The 15,470-nt window shown below is 48.2% G+C and carries 13 protein-coding genes and 2 tRNA genes; 9 read left to right on the top strand and 6 right to left on the bottom strand.

Annotated elements, in window-relative coordinates; all coding sequences use genetic code 11:
* Positions 1-96 precede the first annotated feature (96 nt).
* The 3 genes from QEH52_RS12700 to QEH52_RS12690 all read right to left on the bottom strand — a co-directional run bounded on the left by QEH52_RS12700 (position 97) and on the right by QEH52_RS12690 (position 2,067).
* Positions 97-186: transfer RNA gene (locus QEH52_RS12700), tRNA-Ser, on the bottom strand.
* A 102-nt stretch (positions 187-288) separates the two neighbouring features.
* A complete protein-coding gene (locus tag QEH52_RS12695; RefSeq protein WP_308950926.1) occupies positions 289-1,563 on the bottom strand; it encodes an FAD-dependent oxidoreductase in 1,275 nt (424 codons plus the stop codon).
* Between the two features lie 216 nt (positions 1,564-1,779).
* Positions 1,780-2,067, bottom strand: coding sequence for a hypothetical protein (locus tag QEH52_RS12690; protein WP_308950925.1), 288 nt, complete (start codon positions 2,065-2,067; stop codon positions 1,780-1,782).
* A 115-nt stretch (positions 2,068-2,182) separates the two neighbouring features.
* Here QEH52_RS12690 and QEH52_RS12685 point away from each other — a divergent pair.
* Positions 2,183-2,256: transfer RNA gene (locus QEH52_RS12685), tRNA-Cys, on the top strand.
* 115 nt (positions 2,257-2,371) lie between these two features.
* Here the strand turns inward: QEH52_RS12685 and QEH52_RS12680 are convergent.
* On the bottom strand, positions 2,372-3,253 hold the full coding sequence (locus QEH52_RS12680; protein WP_308950923.1) for an AraC family transcriptional regulator: 882 nt from the start codon (positions 3,251-3,253) through the stop codon (positions 2,372-2,374).
* 164 nt (positions 3,254-3,417) lie between these two features.
* Here QEH52_RS12680 and QEH52_RS12675 point away from each other — a divergent pair, with 164 nt between their 5' ends.
* Together QEH52_RS12675 and QEH52_RS12670 are read left to right on the top strand one after the other, a co-directional pair.
* Complete coding sequence (locus QEH52_RS12675; protein WP_308950921.1) at positions 3,418-4,200, top strand: PIG-L deacetylase family protein; 783 nt, start codon at positions 3,418-3,420, stop codon at positions 4,198-4,200.
* A 20-nt stretch (positions 4,201-4,220) separates the two neighbouring features.
* The gene (locus QEH52_RS12670) at positions 4,221-5,156 is read left to right on the top strand and encodes a sugar phosphate isomerase family (protein WP_308950920.1); all 936 of its coding nucleotides are present in this window, start codon (positions 4,221-4,223) and stop codon (positions 5,154-5,156) included.
* A 285-nt stretch (positions 5,157-5,441) separates the two neighbouring features.
* On the opposite strand, the gene QEH52_RS12665 is transcribed toward QEH52_RS12670, so the two are convergent.
* Positions 5,442-6,473 (bottom strand): LacI family DNA-binding transcriptional regulator, encoded by a 1,032-nt coding sequence (locus tag QEH52_RS12665; protein WP_308950918.1) that lies wholly within the window; start codon positions 6,471-6,473, stop codon positions 5,442-5,444.
* 99 nt (positions 6,474-6,572) lie between these two features.
* Between QEH52_RS12665 and QEH52_RS12660 the strand changes: the two genes are divergently transcribed.
* The 6 genes from QEH52_RS12660 to QEH52_RS12635 all read left to right on the top strand — a co-directional run bounded on the left by QEH52_RS12660 (position 6,573) and on the right by QEH52_RS12635 (position 14,476).
* A complete protein-coding gene (locus QEH52_RS12660) occupies positions 6,573-7,433 on the top strand; it encodes a hypothetical protein (protein WP_308950917.1) in 861 nt (286 codons plus the stop codon).
* Positions 7,434-7,485: 52 nt separating this feature from the next.
* Positions 7,486-8,166: a type II secretion system protein gene (locus QEH52_RS12655; protein ID WP_308950916.1), complete on the top strand. Its 681-nt coding sequence runs from the start codon at positions 7,486-7,488 to the stop codon at positions 8,164-8,166.
* A gap of 21 nt (positions 8,167-8,187) precedes the next feature.
* On the top strand, positions 8,188-9,078 hold the full coding sequence (locus QEH52_RS12650) for a hypothetical protein (protein ID WP_308950915.1): 891 nt from the start codon (positions 8,188-8,190) through the stop codon (positions 9,076-9,078).
* A gap of 116 nt (positions 9,079-9,194) precedes the next feature.
* On the top strand, positions 9,195-12,524 hold the full coding sequence (locus tag QEH52_RS12645) for a HEAT repeat domain-containing protein (RefSeq protein WP_308950913.1): 3,330 nt from the start codon (positions 9,195-9,197) through the stop codon (positions 12,522-12,524).
* Between the two features lie 22 nt (positions 12,525-12,546).
* The gene (locus tag QEH52_RS12640) at positions 12,547-13,866 is read left to right on the top strand and encodes a beta-L-arabinofuranosidase domain-containing protein (RefSeq protein ID WP_308950911.1); all 1,320 of its coding nucleotides are present in this window, start codon (positions 12,547-12,549) and stop codon (positions 13,864-13,866) included.
* Positions 13,844-14,476: an SGNH/GDSL hydrolase family protein gene (locus tag QEH52_RS12635; RefSeq protein ID WP_308950910.1), complete on the top strand. Its 633-nt coding sequence runs from the start codon at positions 13,844-13,846 to the stop codon at positions 14,474-14,476. The genes QEH52_RS12640 and QEH52_RS12635 overlap by 23 nt, the downstream gene beginning before the upstream one ends.
* A 25-nt stretch (positions 14,477-14,501) precedes the next feature.
* Here the strand turns inward: QEH52_RS12635 and QEH52_RS12630 are convergent, their stop codons facing one another.
* Entirely contained in the window at positions 14,502-15,266 is a 765-nt protein-coding gene (locus QEH52_RS12630) for a rhamnogalacturonan acetylesterase (protein WP_308950908.1), read from the bottom strand.
* Positions 15,267-15,470: the final 204 nt, after the last annotated feature.

Raw genomic sequence — 15,470 nt, 5'->3', positions numbered from 1 at the left:
AGGGCATTCGACGCGCTTTAAGTCTTTGGGAAATTCCATAGCTCGTCTTAATTTTCAACTCTTTTGGCCTGCCATGAGCAAGCGTAGCGCGTCGAATGGCGGAGAAGGAGGGATTCGAACCCCCGGTACCCTTTCGGGTACAACTGATTTCGAGTCAGTCACATTCGGCCACTCTGCCACTTCTCCTGAAAGATTGAGCAAGAAAGTGACCTCGGGGCCACTTGGCAAGCCTGGACTGTGTTTTCAGTCTATCTTCCGTTCGATTTTGTTGGAATGAGCACTTGGTGCTTATGAGACGGCTATGCTTTCGTGTAGTTGAAGCTGTTCTAAAATGGCTTGGTAGCTGTTTCCTGAGGCGGGAATGTTGCCGATGATGTTGTTTCGGTGGCGCAGCAGCCACTCGGCCGTGTTGCCTTGGCCTTGGATGTTTTGGTCGATGTCAAGTAGGCGTCGCCATTCTGTGACGCGGTCTAGGTTGTAGGCGTTGAGGCGAAATTGACGTCCATCTTCGTTGCTGTCTATGCTGAGCTTTTCAGCGAGGTCGGCGCCTTCGAGCATGCCGACGTTCATGCTGAGTATGCCTGCAGGTGCAGCCATGTGGGCAGCGTCACCAGCGAGCCATACGCGGCCGTTGCCAAAGCTGTCGGCGAGGTGCTTTTCGAAGTGCACCATGACACGCCATTTGACATCGCTGGAGGAGCCTATGAACCAGGGGGCATGAGTGTGTAGCAGGTGATCGAGGTGGGCATTACTCAATTCAGAGCTTTCTTGAGCCTCATTGTCGACCATAGCATGGTCCTTATTGAAGGAGTGCTTTTGGGCGAAGTTAGGGGGCATTTGAAAGCTGAAGCGGCAGCGGCCTTTGCCGAGTGGCCAGTAGATGTGCGTCTTGTCATTGTCGACCATCATACGCATCTCGGTGAGTAGGCGGGTGTTGGTCTCAAATTCAAAAACTGCATAGTCTAAGCTGGATTTGATCTCCGGGAAGCCGATGTTGGCAGCCTTGCGTGCCATTGACTCGTAGCCATCGGCCGCAATCATATAGTTGGATTGATACTCGTAGATTTTGTCGATTTCTTGTTCGCTGTGTGCGATGGCGTAGCCGGTGCTGCCTTCCATTAGGTGGTCCACGGTGAAGCGTACGCCCTCGGCAGAGGGTTCAATGCAGCGCACGCGGTGGTTCCATTGGGGAGTGTGGCCTTTTTTCGCAAGTGTGGCTACTAGGATGTCTTCGAGGTCGCTCTGCGCAATGACGGCGAGGAAGGGGTATTTTACGGGGAGTGCTCCGTAGTCGATGACAGCTCGTTGTTTGTTACTTGGGTCAAAGATGGTGGATCTTTGTAGGCGTAGTGCCCGCTGGAGTATTGGGGCTACGATACCGAGGGTATCTAGCAGTTCTAGGGTGTCAGGATGGAGTGCGAGGGCGTAGCTATGGGTGTGTGTGCCTGCTGCGCGTTCGAGGAGGGTGAAGTCCATTCCTTGATCGGCGAGGATATGGGCTGCGGTGAGTCCTACGGGACCTGCGCCGAGGACAGCAATGTCGACTGATTTCTTGTTGAACATAGCATGGTGGGGTTGAGGTAGAGACGGGGGCAAGGCTTGCTTTTGCCGTCAAGACTTACTGTAGGTCTTTAAGTGCTCAGCGTCAATGTGGAAGCCAGATGCTGACGTGTAATTAGCTGTGCTTGTGGACGCTATTATGGGCTTCGGCTGCAGCTGTGTCGCTTGTGTATTTATGGCGCCGAGCATTCCGAGAGCCCTTGCTCTGAGTTCACTGGATCAGGCGTCGCGCTTGCGAATCAATATACGACCTTCATAGGTCCAGCGTGGGGCTAGCACTTTGCCGCGATTAATGGATTTAAGAGCGAAGTCGATGGTGCGCTGTTTGCCGTCGATTTCGATCGGGCATTGATAGGTCTTTTCTGGCCAGAGATCGGGGTCTGGGAGCTCGGCCGCTGCATTGGTGAGTTGCTGCAGGTTGGGAATGAATTTTGTCGTACTGCGCGAGCGGCGTTTCGATTTTTTTCGCGAGCTGGAGGATTGAGAATTATCGTGTTGGGAAGGCATGTGGAGTGTGCGGAGAGTCAGACCTATTCTTTATATTTGGACAAACTGAAATTTTAACAAAAATTCGCTTGATCTCGACTTTTATATCCATCTACTAGCCGCCTTAACAAGTGATGGCGCGGTCGCCAAGTGGTAAGGCCGAGGACTGCAAATCCTCTATCGTCGGTTCGATTCCGACCCGCGCCTCCATCACATAAAAGCCCTAAGTTTAATGACTTAGGGCTTTTTGTTGGTAGCTCCTGAGATTCGGAATGGTTGTTTCATTCGGGGGGGCTTTTCTCGTTCACTTTGGTTGATGTATCATTTATGTTTTACTGGAAATGAGCCCACCTTGTGTTTGGCGGTAGGAGCGAGGGGTGTGTTGTGTGAATTCTTTAAAACGACGGTTGAAATTTGATAGATTGTTAAAGCCTGAATCATATGCGATTTCTGTAATTGATTTTTCAGTTCCCAATAGGCTCGCGCAGGCTCGTGAAATGCGCAATTCGTTGAGGTGGTGTTGAAATTTTCGGCCAGTTAATCGTTTGAAGTAGCGACAAAAGGCCGGGGGCGACATCTTTATCCATTGAGCTGCTTCTGCTTGAGTGAGTCCTGGTTCGTGAGAGGTCTGCTCTAGTTTCCTGAGTACTAATTGCAGGCGAGTATCCTGTAATTCGACCTTGCCGCCACTCACGGACTGCGGGTTGAGCTTACGTCCGCTTTCATCTCTGGCTAATAGATCTAGCAGATTGAGTAGTCGAGCCAGAGGCATATCTCCAGGCTTTGGGTTTTGAATGTGAACTAGGAACTCGGCTGCTTGTGCAGCAGTTTTATTGGAGTAAAGATAGCCACAGCCTGCGCGCTCGAGTAAATCAAAGATACGATTGTTTTCGGGAAGCCGCCAGAATTCATTTCCCCACACTGATGGACGAAAGTGAAGAGTGGTCCATTTCGCTCCCTTGCGTTGGCTGGGAGCGGACCCATAGGCGTGGGGGAGGTTGGCGCCTACTAAAACTAATTGTCCCGCTTGATAGGGGAACAGCGCTTGGCCCGCGTGTAGTAGTCCTTCCCCGGATTCGATCCACACTAATTCGACTTCAGGGTGGAAATGCCAGTGGAAATCTACGCATTCCTTTTCAAATGTGGTGGTTTTAAGTCCGTACTGACTGGCTGCCAGAAGTTCGATTTTTGCTTCATGTGGCAACATGTTCTCAGATTATATTTTTTTTTATAGGGTGAAGGATTATGCTAGGGACTCTTACTGTTGGCTTCAGTTTGCGCTTCTGGAGCTCGTGGAGGTTAATTTAGTATTGTTATTGTGCAAGCTCAAGGCAGTTTTTTTCTGCCGCATGCTGTAAGATTTAATTCAATATGATTGCTTTAGCTATAGTTGCGCACCCCGACGACATTGAGTTCATGTTGGCCGGGACTTTGCTCCAATTGAAATCGCGTGGAGTCGAAATTCACATGATGAACTTAGCGGATGGTTCTTTAGGGAGTTCTACTTTAAGTCCAGAAGAGTGTGTCCGGGTTCGTTGGGAAGAATCACAGGCTTCGGCTAGCGTAATGGGGGCGATGATGCATCCGCCACTGTTTCCTGATCTAGAGGTTTATTATAATCAAGAGTCGTTGGCTAAAGTCATCGCGGCAGTTCGGCGAGTGAAGCCAGACATTGTACTAACTCAGGCGCTTGCGGATTACATGGAAGATCATCAAAATAGTGCGCGATTGGCGGTAACTGCCGCAATATCTCGTGGCATGAAGAATGCGAAGTGTGATCCATTTGTTGAGCCGTATGATAAGCCGGTAGCCGTGTATCACGCGATGCCACATGGACTACAGGATCCCTTTGGGCGAACGGTGACGCCAGAGCGATTTATCGACATTAGTGATGTGATCGCTACAAAGACTGCCATGCTGAACTGCCACAAGAGTCAGGCGCAGTGGCTTGAAGACACGCAAGGAATGTCCGTTCTCGAAACTGAGATGACTGAGATGGCTACAGCGATGGGGCAGCGTTCGGGAGCGTTCTCGCTGGCGGAAGGTTTGATACGCCACAATCCATTGGGCTTCGGACCGTCTGACTTTGATCCGATCGCTGAACTGCTAGGATCTTCCTGTCTTAAAAATTCAAATTTTCACAAAAACGATTAACTGAACCAATAGATTAAATTATGCCTAGACCAATTAGTAAACTAGCCGAAGGGTGGTGGGATTACACGACTTTGGAAGCTGACCTTCTGCAAGACGCCGCTCGCTTGTCGGCGAAGGATCTTGAACAATTATCACGTCCTGGGTTCACGGTCCGGATCTATGATACACCGCAAGAATTATACACGGCTCAAGCGCTGGAGTATTTGAATGCGTGGAAGCAATCAACGTCGGATAATCCTGTTGGAATTTGCGGTCCCGTTGGTCCGACGGAGCAACTGCCACTGGTTGCTCAGATGGTGAATGCATTGGATATGAATCTCGGAAAGCTAGATGCGCATTTCTGGGGCATGGACGAATGGTTGGAGAATGGAGTTCCGGTTGAAGAGTCCCATCCCTTGTCGTTCGCACGCTGTGATAACACCCAGTGTTTTGATCGTATTCGAGAGGAGTTAGCGATGCCGACTGCGAATAAGCATTTCCCTAGTGGAGACTTGCAGGCATATAGTGATAGCTATGATCAAGTGCGTTGTGCGTTGATGCAAGGTGGCCAAGGCGAGATTAAACACTGGGCATTCAATGATCCTTTGCCACGTGAAGGGCAATATGCCGATGCGCCGCCTACGCCCGAAGAGTATCGGAAGTTGGCGACACGTATTGTCAAACTGCATCCAGTTACGTTGATACAAAATGCGCGTACCAGCGGTGGTGGCAATGTCAGTATGATTCCAACCCATGCCGCCACAGTGGGGCCTCAGGAAACCTGGAAGGCTGACGCTGTTTCCATTTGGCATCCGGGCCACCATGACAATCCATTTGGTATGCGTTTGAGTGCATTGATGATTTCAAAGAAGATTGCCGATAGTGCGGTTCCAATGTCCTTGTTGGCGGATCACCCTGAAGTGCGTTTTAGTTTCCTTCGTTCTGGTATCGGAGATGTCGTGGTCGATATGCACTAGTCGTTTGGCATCCGTATGGGTCTCGCTTTCGACAGTAGATGCCTTGTTCATATACAGCCTGCAGATCGTTGATCTGCGGGCTGTTGTTTTCGATCAACTCGTCTAGCGGTGAGAAATCATGTGAAACATTTCTAATTCAGTGTGAACCTGAATATATTGGCCAACCTCAGTGTGGTCAGTGAGGTGTACTGTCGCGGATGATACGTTGCTTCCGTTCGGATTCATCTTGTTCCATAGAAGTATGGTGTGAGGTATAATACAGATTATATGGTAGTGGCTGAATGCTTAGTGCTTGGCGTGTCGCATTGTTGATCCAGCGATCCACCTTCCTTCCAGCATATGCACGCGTCGTTCTTTGGGAATTCCACGTTCGTTTTTTCGGATATGAGCCACCAATGTATCAACGGCGAAGGCTCCTATTTGTGGATAGAGTTCGTCCACTCCGGAATAATCTTCGTTTTTGGGCCATCGGGGGTTCAGAGCGATGGATGCGAAAGCAATGTCCTCTGGGATTTTGATTCCGTAGTCACGGCAGGCACTCAGGACATGAGGGTTCTGGTAAAGAATGGCATCGGGACGCCATTTTTCAATCCAGGGGATGATTGCCCGAGGGATTTTTTCAATCGTATTAGGATATTCGAGGATGGGTATTTTTTCAGCATCCGGATGTTTGTGTAATTGATATAAGTAAGAACTGATACGGCGACCTTCGATCCGTTGCTCAGTGCTATCGGAAGTGGCCATGGCAATGCGACGATAGCCAGCCTGATATAACTTTTGGAAACAGATCATGAGGTTGCGATGGTGGTCAGTAATCACACGGTCCACGATGGGAGATTGAAGTGTGTAACCGATCGCGACCGCGCAGAAATTCTTTAGGTCGATATTTAGTTGCGTGTGAGCTTGACGACGAGGTGCGAAAATTAAACCGCTAACATTACGATTGTGTAGTATTTGCATTACGCGCGCTGGAGTCATCCCCTTTGAGTTTGGGCTGAATGTTTCCATGTGGTAACCGTAGTTGTGAGCTTGCTGTAATGCGCCTTGGTACCATATACTTGATTTAGTTGCCTCTTGGCCAGTGATCCATGCTAGGGTTTGACCGTTTTTGATGGGTTGCTTTGTCCGGCGATAAGCGTTCAGGCTACTGAGTGCGGGATCAGGCTGATAGCCTAGTTTAGCGGCGGCCTGCATTACGGATTCCTTGGTCGCTTCTGATACTAAAGAGCTATTGCTCAAGGCTCTGGATACAGTGACCTGACTCATGTTCAGCAGTTGAGCGAGATCCCTTTGAGTGATGCGTTTTGGGGGTTCCATTAGTTGAGGAATAGCATTTCTAGGCTTAAGAACAAGCCAATGAATCAGTATTCATCACAGTTTTATTGCAACAGCGACGTCACCAGCTAGAAAACCATCATGACTACTAAAAAACAACTACACCTCCTTCGCAATTTATCACTTGTTACCGTTGGTTTAGCCTTCGGTCTAAATGTCGGAAGCGCGCAAACGTATGCCGCTGATGATTGGTATTCATTTAATACTGGCACTAGTATCGATAATGGTGCGACCAATACGGCAACTCTCAATTACGGTGGAACTGACACTGGGGCGCAAACGTATTTCTGGTCGCATTTTGCGGACCCAAGCTCTCCAGTGACTTTGTCGGATGGGGATACGTTGAGTTACTCAGCCGGTATCACATTTGATTACGCCACCGTAACTACCTCACGCACAGTTGTTGATTTCCGATTTGGAATATATGATAGCGGTTCGCAGTTAACCACCGCAATCGTCAGTGATAGACTTGCTACTTCCCCTGATCAAACATCTTATCGAGAAGACTGGACGGGGATTTTCTTTGCTTCGGGTAATTCAAACATCTACCGCAGGGAGGCAGGGAGTTCAACTCCGTTTTCTACCTCGTCGACGACGACTGGTACAGTGACTGATGCGCCTGCCAATCAGAGTTTTGGTGATAATGTCGCAGTTGCACTGAATTTGTTTTTAGAGCGCTCTGGAGATGATCTTCTGGTCTCTGGAAATTTTGGTAGTAGTACGATTGTAGCGAGCTACGAGGATTATTTTGCATCTGCCTATCCGGCGACCTTTGATACTATTGGTTTCTATATGGCGAGTGCGGGTGCCAGTGCGAACTTGAATAGTATGACGATTTCGAATGCAACTGTGACAGTGCCAGAAGCATCAAACTTTGCTGCGATTTTGGGTCTCTCTGCCATCGGATTTGTTTGTGTCGTTAAGGCGCGCCGCCGTAGATAGCTGTTTGCTCCTCTCGCCCTATTTTGGATCTGTGATTTATTCCATTTCGAATATGCATATTGATAGAAAGAGAGGGTTTACTCTCATCGAATTGCTGTCTGCAATTGCGATTGCTGGAATCCTTTTAGGGATCTTGATTGTAGGGATTGGTAGAGTTCGGCAAACTGCTGATCGGGTTAAGTGTGTGGCGAATATTCGCGAGTTGGGGAAGGGCATAATGCTCTTCTCCAATGAGCACTATAATCGCCTTCCTCCTAGTGAAGAGGGCGTTAGCTCTGGGACTTATCCAGGACCGACGTTTGGTACTGACGTTCATTCGTTTCGTTCCACTTGGTCGGAATATATTATCAACATTTACCTTCATGAAGCGTATGATGTGTTGATTTGCCCTTCACGCCCTGAGGAGTGGACGGCACAAAGCCGGGGTAAATATTCTGATTATGGATTTAACCAGCGTCTTTCGCCAGTTGACGGAGAGTATCGAAAGGGAGTGCCACTGGTGACGATTCCTAATCCGTCGAACACAGTGCTACTCGCAGATTCGAAACACTCGACTCTCAATGCTGGAATGTTTCGACTGCTTTCCTATACGGACGTGGATCCGCGCCATGTGGGATCCACTGCAAATGTCCTTTACGTTGACCAGCATGTTGAATCGGTCGAGTTGAATATGGAATCACCTCCTGGATATGACGAGCCATTGGGGCGCGGACAGTTTGTTCCTGAATTTTAGAAGGAAAATTGAATAGAAAATATGAAGTTAGTGAATCAAATCTTTAACGCTGCCTTGATGGGTTTGTTGCTTGTTAGTTCCATTGCGAATGCTGCGTCTGCTGTTCCATACTTAAGTGATTCTTCATTGAAGTTGGAAGTGGGCGATTACTCGTTAGAAATTTCGAAGGAAGCGGCGTGGACAATCAACACACTGACGTATCAGGGGGAGGAGATTTTGATGGATACCGGAGCGCATCAGACCGTCCTGAAAATGAAGAAGAAGGAGGGGGTGCCAGCTAAATACGAATTTATAGGCACCAAGCATGGGGGGGAGATTATCGAATCGCTCACTCTAGAAGTCGATGGAGTCGTCTATCCGTTTCGTCAACCATTAGAGGCTCCGGCAGGCGACATCTACAAATTCACGAAGGTTTCTCGCTATGGCCCGGTTCGTGGCACGTGGACTGTCATATTATCGGAGCAGGGACTTGAAGAGCTGGCTGACTTTGAGGAGGTCGGAGATACGTCCGAGGTCAATTATGCATATGTTTATATGCATTGTTGGAACCCGAAAATGCTGACATGGTCGGCCATCCTAAAGGATGGAGGGTTAGAAGAAGGCAATTTTTTGGGTAATGTCGTTGAGAAGGGTATCCGTGATGATATTACAGGTATCGCACTATTTTCTGAGAAAACTGGTGTGGGGGCAGTTCTAGCTTATCCGCAGGTGTTTCCTGGCGTATCAAATAATAAGAGCTTCCTGAAATACCGGCCGAGCAAGTATAATAAACTGTATCTGATGGTAAATGCGAGTCGCTTGGTGTCTGAAAGTTACTCCTGTAAGGTCAAAGGTTTTGTCGCCGATTCCACTGATGAATGGAAGCCTATGGCTATGGATTTGATCGCAGGTGCTTACCCTGCGATGGAGTAGATCCTATACTTTCTTTACGAAAAGTTAGTCCCGGTTGGTTCGTCTGATTCAGTCGTACTAGCGCTAGCTATGCTTACTTATTATATCTTTTTTATTCCCCACACTTCTATTTATCTATGTTTCTCCGTTATTTTTCTGTGCTCTTTTCTTTGACCGCTTTGATGTCATTTGGAGCGTCTCTTGAGCCTGCTGAATTTTGTGTCGCAATTGCTGAAAAGCAGTCGGCAACTACAGAAGAATTGGCACGCCTGCTAAAGCTATTGGATTCGGAGGACAATGAGGTCGTCGGCCTTTCGGCCTATGCACTCCGGCAAGTTGGCGACACTTCGCCTATGACTTTACGAGTTCTCGAAGAGCAGTTGGGCTATCCAAATACTGAGTCGACGCGCTCGGTGGCTGCAGTTACTTTGCTCTCATTAGGTGAGCCAGGTAAAGAAGTTTTACTTCGACGGGCAAAGACCGCGGTTTCTCTGCGAGAGCGAATTTCGGTCATCAGTGCTTTGCGGGCACAATTAGATGGATTGAAAGATCCTGAACTTCGTGAGTTGATGCAGGAAATATTTCCTTTGATTGAAAAGGTGTATAGTCCCGATCCTACACCTCCCGCGCCAGAGGATCCCATTCAAAATGGAACTTTTGAAAATCCCAATTGGACTTCCGATTGGACTTTTTTAACTGCAGATGGAGGACTGGGGATGGTTACATTTGACGAAACTCAGAGTCGTGGTGCTGGGGGGAGCTTGAAAATTGAAAAGACTTCATCGGAGGGTGAAATCACACTACGTTCAGTTAAGCCGTTGTTGGTGAAGGCTGGGCAAGAACCATTGGTTCGGATGTATTATCACTCAAATGATGCACCTTTCGACTCAACACTTCAGATCTTTTTTGAGAGAGCCGATGGCAGTTTGACGGTGGGTGAAATTGCTCGTGGCTGGGTTGTTTTAGGTAACACGATCTTGAGGAATCGTCCCGAAGGAGTGTGGGACAAGCGCTTTATTCAGGCCGATAAGACCAAGTCTGATAAAGAGTATTATATTCGAATTGTATTAAAGGGTAACCCGGCAACGGTTTGGATCGATGACGTGAGTGCGCCGGCACCCGATTTTAAATATATCCAACCAGTCCCCACCGAAACTCTCCCAGAAGAAAGGTGGAAGCCAGAGCCTGAAGAGCCGTCATTGGCGGAAGTTAAAAAAGAGGGAGATCGATCACGCTTAGTGATCGATGGAGAGGTGAGGCCCCCTGTATTTTACACCATTCTGAGAAGCCACTTTGGCGATTATGCAGGCATGGAGCAGATTGCCGGGGTAAAAACTTTGATTTCATCCGTTCAGATGAACGATATTGTGGATGAGCGTTATCCACCTGCGTATCCTGTCTGGAATGGTGAAGAAGCGTATGATTTTCGGACGCCTTTACATTGGCTGGAGCAAGCTTCGCTCAAGGCTCAAGATAGCCAGTTCGTGTTGAACCTCCATGTCTGTTGGCCGAGAGATTGGGTCGAGACACATCCGGAAGATGCATGGCAAGATGCTGCAGGAAATTGGGGCTATGGTAACGGACTTCATTTTAAGGGGTTTTCAGAGTCTCTGCCTAAGGGGGGCGTCGATTTCTTGCGCAAGAGTGCTTTGAATGAATATCGCTGGTGGCCTTCTCCGTTTAGTGAAAAGGCACTTTTGGATGCGGAGAAAGTGATTGAAGCATTTGTTGCGGAACTAAAGACGAAGCCCTATGCGAATCGTGTCGTCGGAGCTTTTATTACGGGTGGCCATGATTTTCAGTTTATGACTGCAATGTGGCCTGATTACAGTGACGCGGCAGTGCAGGCATTTCGTGATTGGTTGACTCGCCGTTACGAGTCGGATGCGGGCTTACAGGCGGCTTGGAACGATGACGAGGTAACTTTAGCAAGCGCGGAGATCCCTCATGTGGATGATTTAGTGAAGCAGGTTAAGAAGAAAAAAAATATCTTTTTGAGCCCGACGACAGAGCAGCGTTTTGTCGACCACCAGCAGTTCCAGTCTGAGCAAGGTTTAGTCATCCGTGAACGTTTAGCGCGTGCTTTTAAGAAAGCCTGGGATCGTCCCGCCTTTGCAATGACTTGGCAAATGGGGGGCGGACGTGGCCAAGGTGCAGAAACCGTTTTGTTACCTTCTAAGGATTTGGATATTCTTGTGCCTCAGCCTTATTATGAGCTTCGTCTTCCTGGCAATGTCGGGGGCGTTCGTACTTCACTCGCTTCGATTAGCCAACACGGGAAAATAGCCGTGAAAGAACTGGACTTACGCACATGGCTACGAACGAGTGGAGCAGAGATTCAAGCGCACCGTTTGGGAGCTGCCATGAACCCGCAATGGTTTAAGGCTACGTTCCGACGCGAAGCCGCGCAAATGATTGCTGCAGGGCAAGGATTTTGGTTCTTAGATTTGGCGACCACGATGTATCGTGATCCGGAAATACTTGAAGAAATTAACAATGGAGTGCGTGCTTACAAAGAGTTGGAAATTAATAATCCAACTCCGTACCGTCCAGAAGTCGCCTTTGTTTGGAATGATGAGTCTGCCTATTGGATGGGGGATTTCTTCAAGAGTGTGAGCAAGGGATTAGGCGGCACAAGTGTCAGCTCCTTGCAGACAGTATCGCGTTACAATCCCGCTTATATGAAGCAGGCAGGCGTTCCTTTTGAGGATGTCTATCTGTCTGACCTTCTAGCATATCCTGAGCAATTTGATTACAAGGTGTTGATTTTTGCAGACGCCTTTCGAATCACGGACTCGCAAAAGAAGCGTGTGATGGACCTTCTTCAGACTGATGGCCGAACCATCGTTTGGAATTATGCTTCGGGTTATGTCAGCGATGATGGACTATCGGATGATTCGGTCAGTGAGCTAGCTGGTTTTACAATCAAATCCAATACGGTAACTACCTTTCCTAAGGTGAGGTTTGGTGAGGTCGAAGATCCATTCACACAGGGGCTATCTGGAGTCCCGGGTATGGGGGAGACTTCCTTTCGAGTGATGAGTGGCGGTATTCCGAAGAGCAATATGCCTCTAGGGTTTCAACGATTTATTGTGAAGGATTCCGAGGCGACTCCTTTGGCTTTCTATGCTGATGGTGAAGCTGCAATCGCGGTGAAGCGTTTTGATGATTGGACTAGCGTTTACTTGGGCATGTTAGGGACCTTTGATGCCGGTATGCTTGCGCGGATTGCCGAAGAGGCAGGGGTCAATGTTATGGCACCAAGTGGCCAAGTCGCTGTTGAATTTAACGGTCGCTTCTTGTCCTTACACGGTATCGTGAGTGGGACTGTGCCGCTTTCACTTCCATATCAAAGTCATGTGTATGACTTTGATACTAACGAGTTGGTCGGTTCTGGTCAAACCATGGAAATTCCATTGCAAGCGGGGGAAACTCGTTGGTTCAAAGTCGAGCCGCTCAACCAATGACTCTAAGTGCACTCTTTCTATTATGATACAGAATACTTTTAACCCGCAATCAAGTGAGATGATCTCTGATTTACCGATGGAATCTCCTTTGATGGGAGCATCAAAACTTAGTGGTCTGATTGATCGTTCGATGATTCTTCGTTCGCTTGAAGGTATGGCTTCTTGGTTAGAGGCCGCCACCCGTTCCGCCGAGGGAGTGGGGAAGTGTCATCGCATGGCGATCTATGATCGTTCGGGAGCGGTGACGTGGATGTATCCTAATAGTAATAGTGCCGAGACTATTTCTGTGTGGCTCGATCTGGCAGATATTTTGCAACGTCCAGAGCTTAAGCAAAATGCGATCGATTATGCGGATACTCTAGTGAACGATTCGGAAAAAGGTATCTATTCGGGGCCTGCTAAAGACGCTCAAGGCTTGATGTGGTACTGGACCGATGCGGGTGTCTATAGCTCGCTCTATGCGATGCGCGTGCCCGCTCATTTTATGCGATTACATCGGGAAACTGGAGAGGATCGTTTGTTAGCTGCCTGTGAAATGGTCGGGAAAACGATGGTGAAATACCAATTGCCCAGCGGAATTGTTGGTTCTGGTTGGTCTCCGGAAAATGGCTGGCGTGAATCCGGGGGACGTGTAGGAAGTCGTTTTATCTACGTTATTTCTACTTATGCGACCCTGTATCAATTGACCCGCGATGCGGCTTATCGTGATGCATACGAGCGTGCCGTCGAAGCGTTAATTGTGATGCAGTGTGAGGATGGTTCCTTCTATCAGAATTATGATCCAAACACCTTGAAGGTCTCTGATACGGATAGTTCCACCAAGTGCATGTTTTTTGCTTATATTTTCAATGCACTCGCCGAGGCGTATGAAGTGTTTGAGGATGCGCGCTTGTTGGATTGTGCAAAGCGCTTAGGGGATTTTATCGTCAACTTATACTATTGCCGAGGAGCTTTACCTTACTGCATCGGTCACGAAATATTACCGTCCGATCGTCCGGAAGCGAATATGGCGATGTATGAGTGTGCCAATGGTTTACTCTGGCTACATAGTCTTGTTCCCGATGAGCGGTTTAAGGACGTAGGATTACGTCTGTGGATCACTGGATGGTATAATCAAGCAGAAGTGGTGGATAACCAGGGTTTAAATGGAGCCATTTTAATTGGAGCCGATACGACTGCGCTCAAGTCGAATGACGGAATCCCTTCCAATCGTAAACACTTGGCTCATGATCCCAGTCGCGCGGCGAAATGCGTACTGTGGGGTATGTGCAATCATGCCTTTGCCAGTGCTAAGCTGTTTCATTCGACGAATCTACTCCATGAAAAAAGAGTCCAGCCCTAGCAAAATATTTTGGATCGGGGATAGTATCTTTGTGCATTACCGTCCCTACCTGGTGCAATACTTACAGGGAGTCGCAGAAGTCGACAATCGAAATGGTTATCGTCAAGCCCTAGAGGACTTAGACCATCCGAGAGGAACGAACTGTGGGGACTCTTCAATGGTATTATCTTTTTTAAAGATGGTATTGGCGTCGCCTGATTTTTTGGCTGATTTAATCGTTATTAATTGCGGCTTGCATGATATAAAAACGACCCCAAATGCTAGCCTGAAACAAGTCGACCGCACCGAATACATTCAAAACTTGCGAGGGATCGTTGACTTGGTGGGAGCGTATGGGCATCGATTAGTATGGGTATCGACGACTCCAGTTGACGACACACGTCATCAGAAGTTTTGCCCCGAAGTGCATCGCCATCAAAGTGATGTGCTTGCCTATAACGCTGCCGCATATCAGATCATGCGGCATACACATATCCCTGTCATCGATCTACATGGTTTTACTGCTTCTCTCGGTGATGATCTCTATATGGATCATGTGCATTATAATGAGGCAGTGCGCAGCTTACAGGCAGCCTATCTCAGTGGGCACATCGAGCGTCTTCTGCTTTGATTGCTCTAGCTGAATAATGATATCTTCATTCTTGATTCAACACTTCGTTGGGCCGAATGAAGTGTGATGCCAATTCCGGCACTTCCACTTCTAGTAAATTCAAGACCCATTGTGCGACGATCCGACTCGCCGAGAGTGAGAAGTGTGTACGGTCTGTCGTTCCTTCTGGGCTAAAGCGCTGGATGGCTTCTTTATCAGTGATCTGTGCGAGTTGATTTAAACTGTAATTATGTAAGTCTATGTGAGGGACTTGCATCTCTTGGGCAACTATGCGCACGGATTCGGCGTAAGGGGCGAGTGAGTCTCGCAGTGTGCCATCAGCTGAGTAGGTGCGTCGGCATACGGGGGTGACTAGGATTGGTTGTGCGCCGTGTTCGCGTGCTTCTTGTATATATCGACGTAAGTGATCTCGATAGTCTGTCTCGGGGGCACTCTCACGCTCTGGGCCTTTTCCTTTTTGATCATTGTGACCAAATTGAATGAATATCCAGTCGGGAGTCAGTTTGAGAGCGTCGTCCCAACGGCCTTCCGACCTAAAGCTGCGGGAACTGCGACCACCCACAGCGGTGTTGATTACTTCTATGTCGTCGGTGGTCCATTGCTGAAGTGCCCATCCCCAACCAGCCTGATCTTTGTCTCCGCTTTTTCCCGTTACCGTGGAATCTCCCACAAGCACGATAAGTTCTCGTTCTGATGAGGCGTTTTGGGACTTGTCGGTTTGATTCATCATTGAAGTTTCTAACATGGATTTTTCAGTAGGTAGGGCCGTGGTCACGGGAGTTGCTTGCATGTTTGGAAGGACTGTTGCGCTTAAGTGATTTGCTGTCTTTAAATGATTGGCCGATGCGACACTTGCTAGTGTTAGTGCTGCGATGCAGATTAAAAAACGATGGATATTTTTCATTTCGGCTAAGTATGATAATTGAAAATGTAATACACGCTTTGCGTGATTGATCGTGATTGAAGTGATCATTTTGTCGAGCGATTTTAGTGT

The organism is Thalassobacterium maritimum (assembly GCF_031127805.1).
GTDB classification, from domain to species: domain Bacteria; phylum Verrucomicrobiota; class Verrucomicrobiia; order Opitutales; family Coraliomargaritaceae; genus Thalassobacterium; species Thalassobacterium maritimum.
This window is presented reverse-complemented; position numbering and strand designations above follow the sequence as displayed.

Coding starts and splice junctions, on each gene's coding strand:
- QEH52_RS12695 (WP_308950926.1), bottom strand. CDS start 1,563: ATGTTCAACAAGAAATCAGTCGACATTGCTGTCCTCGGCGCAGGTCCC.
- QEH52_RS12690 (WP_308950925.1), bottom strand. CDS start 2,067: ATGCCTTCCCAACACGATAATTCTCAATCCTCCAGCTCGCGAAAAAAA.
- QEH52_RS12680 (WP_308950923.1), bottom strand. CDS start 3,253: ATGTTGCCACATGAAGCAAAAATCGAACTTCTGGCAGCCAGTCAGTAC.
- QEH52_RS12675 (WP_308950921.1), top strand. CDS start 3,418: ATGATTGCTTTAGCTATAGTTGCGCACCCCGACGACATTGAGTTCATG.
- QEH52_RS12670 (WP_308950920.1), top strand. CDS start 4,221: ATGCCTAGACCAATTAGTAAACTAGCCGAAGGGTGGTGGGATTACACG.
- QEH52_RS12665 (WP_308950918.1), bottom strand. CDS start 6,473: ATGGAACCCCCAAAACGCATCACTCAAAGGGATCTCGCTCAACTGCTG.
- QEH52_RS12660 (WP_308950917.1), top strand. CDS start 6,573: ATGACTACTAAAAAACAACTACACCTCCTTCGCAATTTATCACTTGTT.
- QEH52_RS12655 (WP_308950916.1), top strand. CDS start 7,486: ATGCATATTGATAGAAAGAGAGGGTTTACTCTCATCGAATTGCTGTCT.
- QEH52_RS12650 (WP_308950915.1), top strand. CDS start 8,188: ATGAAGTTAGTGAATCAAATCTTTAACGCTGCCTTGATGGGTTTGTTG.
- QEH52_RS12645 (WP_308950913.1), top strand. CDS start 9,195: ATGTTTCTCCGTTATTTTTCTGTGCTCTTTTCTTTGACCGCTTTGATG.
- QEH52_RS12640 (WP_308950911.1), top strand. CDS start 12,547: ATGATACAGAATACTTTTAACCCGCAATCAAGTGAGATGATCTCTGAT.
- QEH52_RS12635 (WP_308950910.1), top strand. CDS start 13,844: ATGAAAAAAGAGTCCAGCCCTAGCAAAATATTTTGGATCGGGGATAGT.
- QEH52_RS12630 (WP_308950908.1), bottom strand. CDS start 15,266: ATGCAAGCAACTCCCGTGACCACGGCCCTACCTACTGAAAAATCCATG.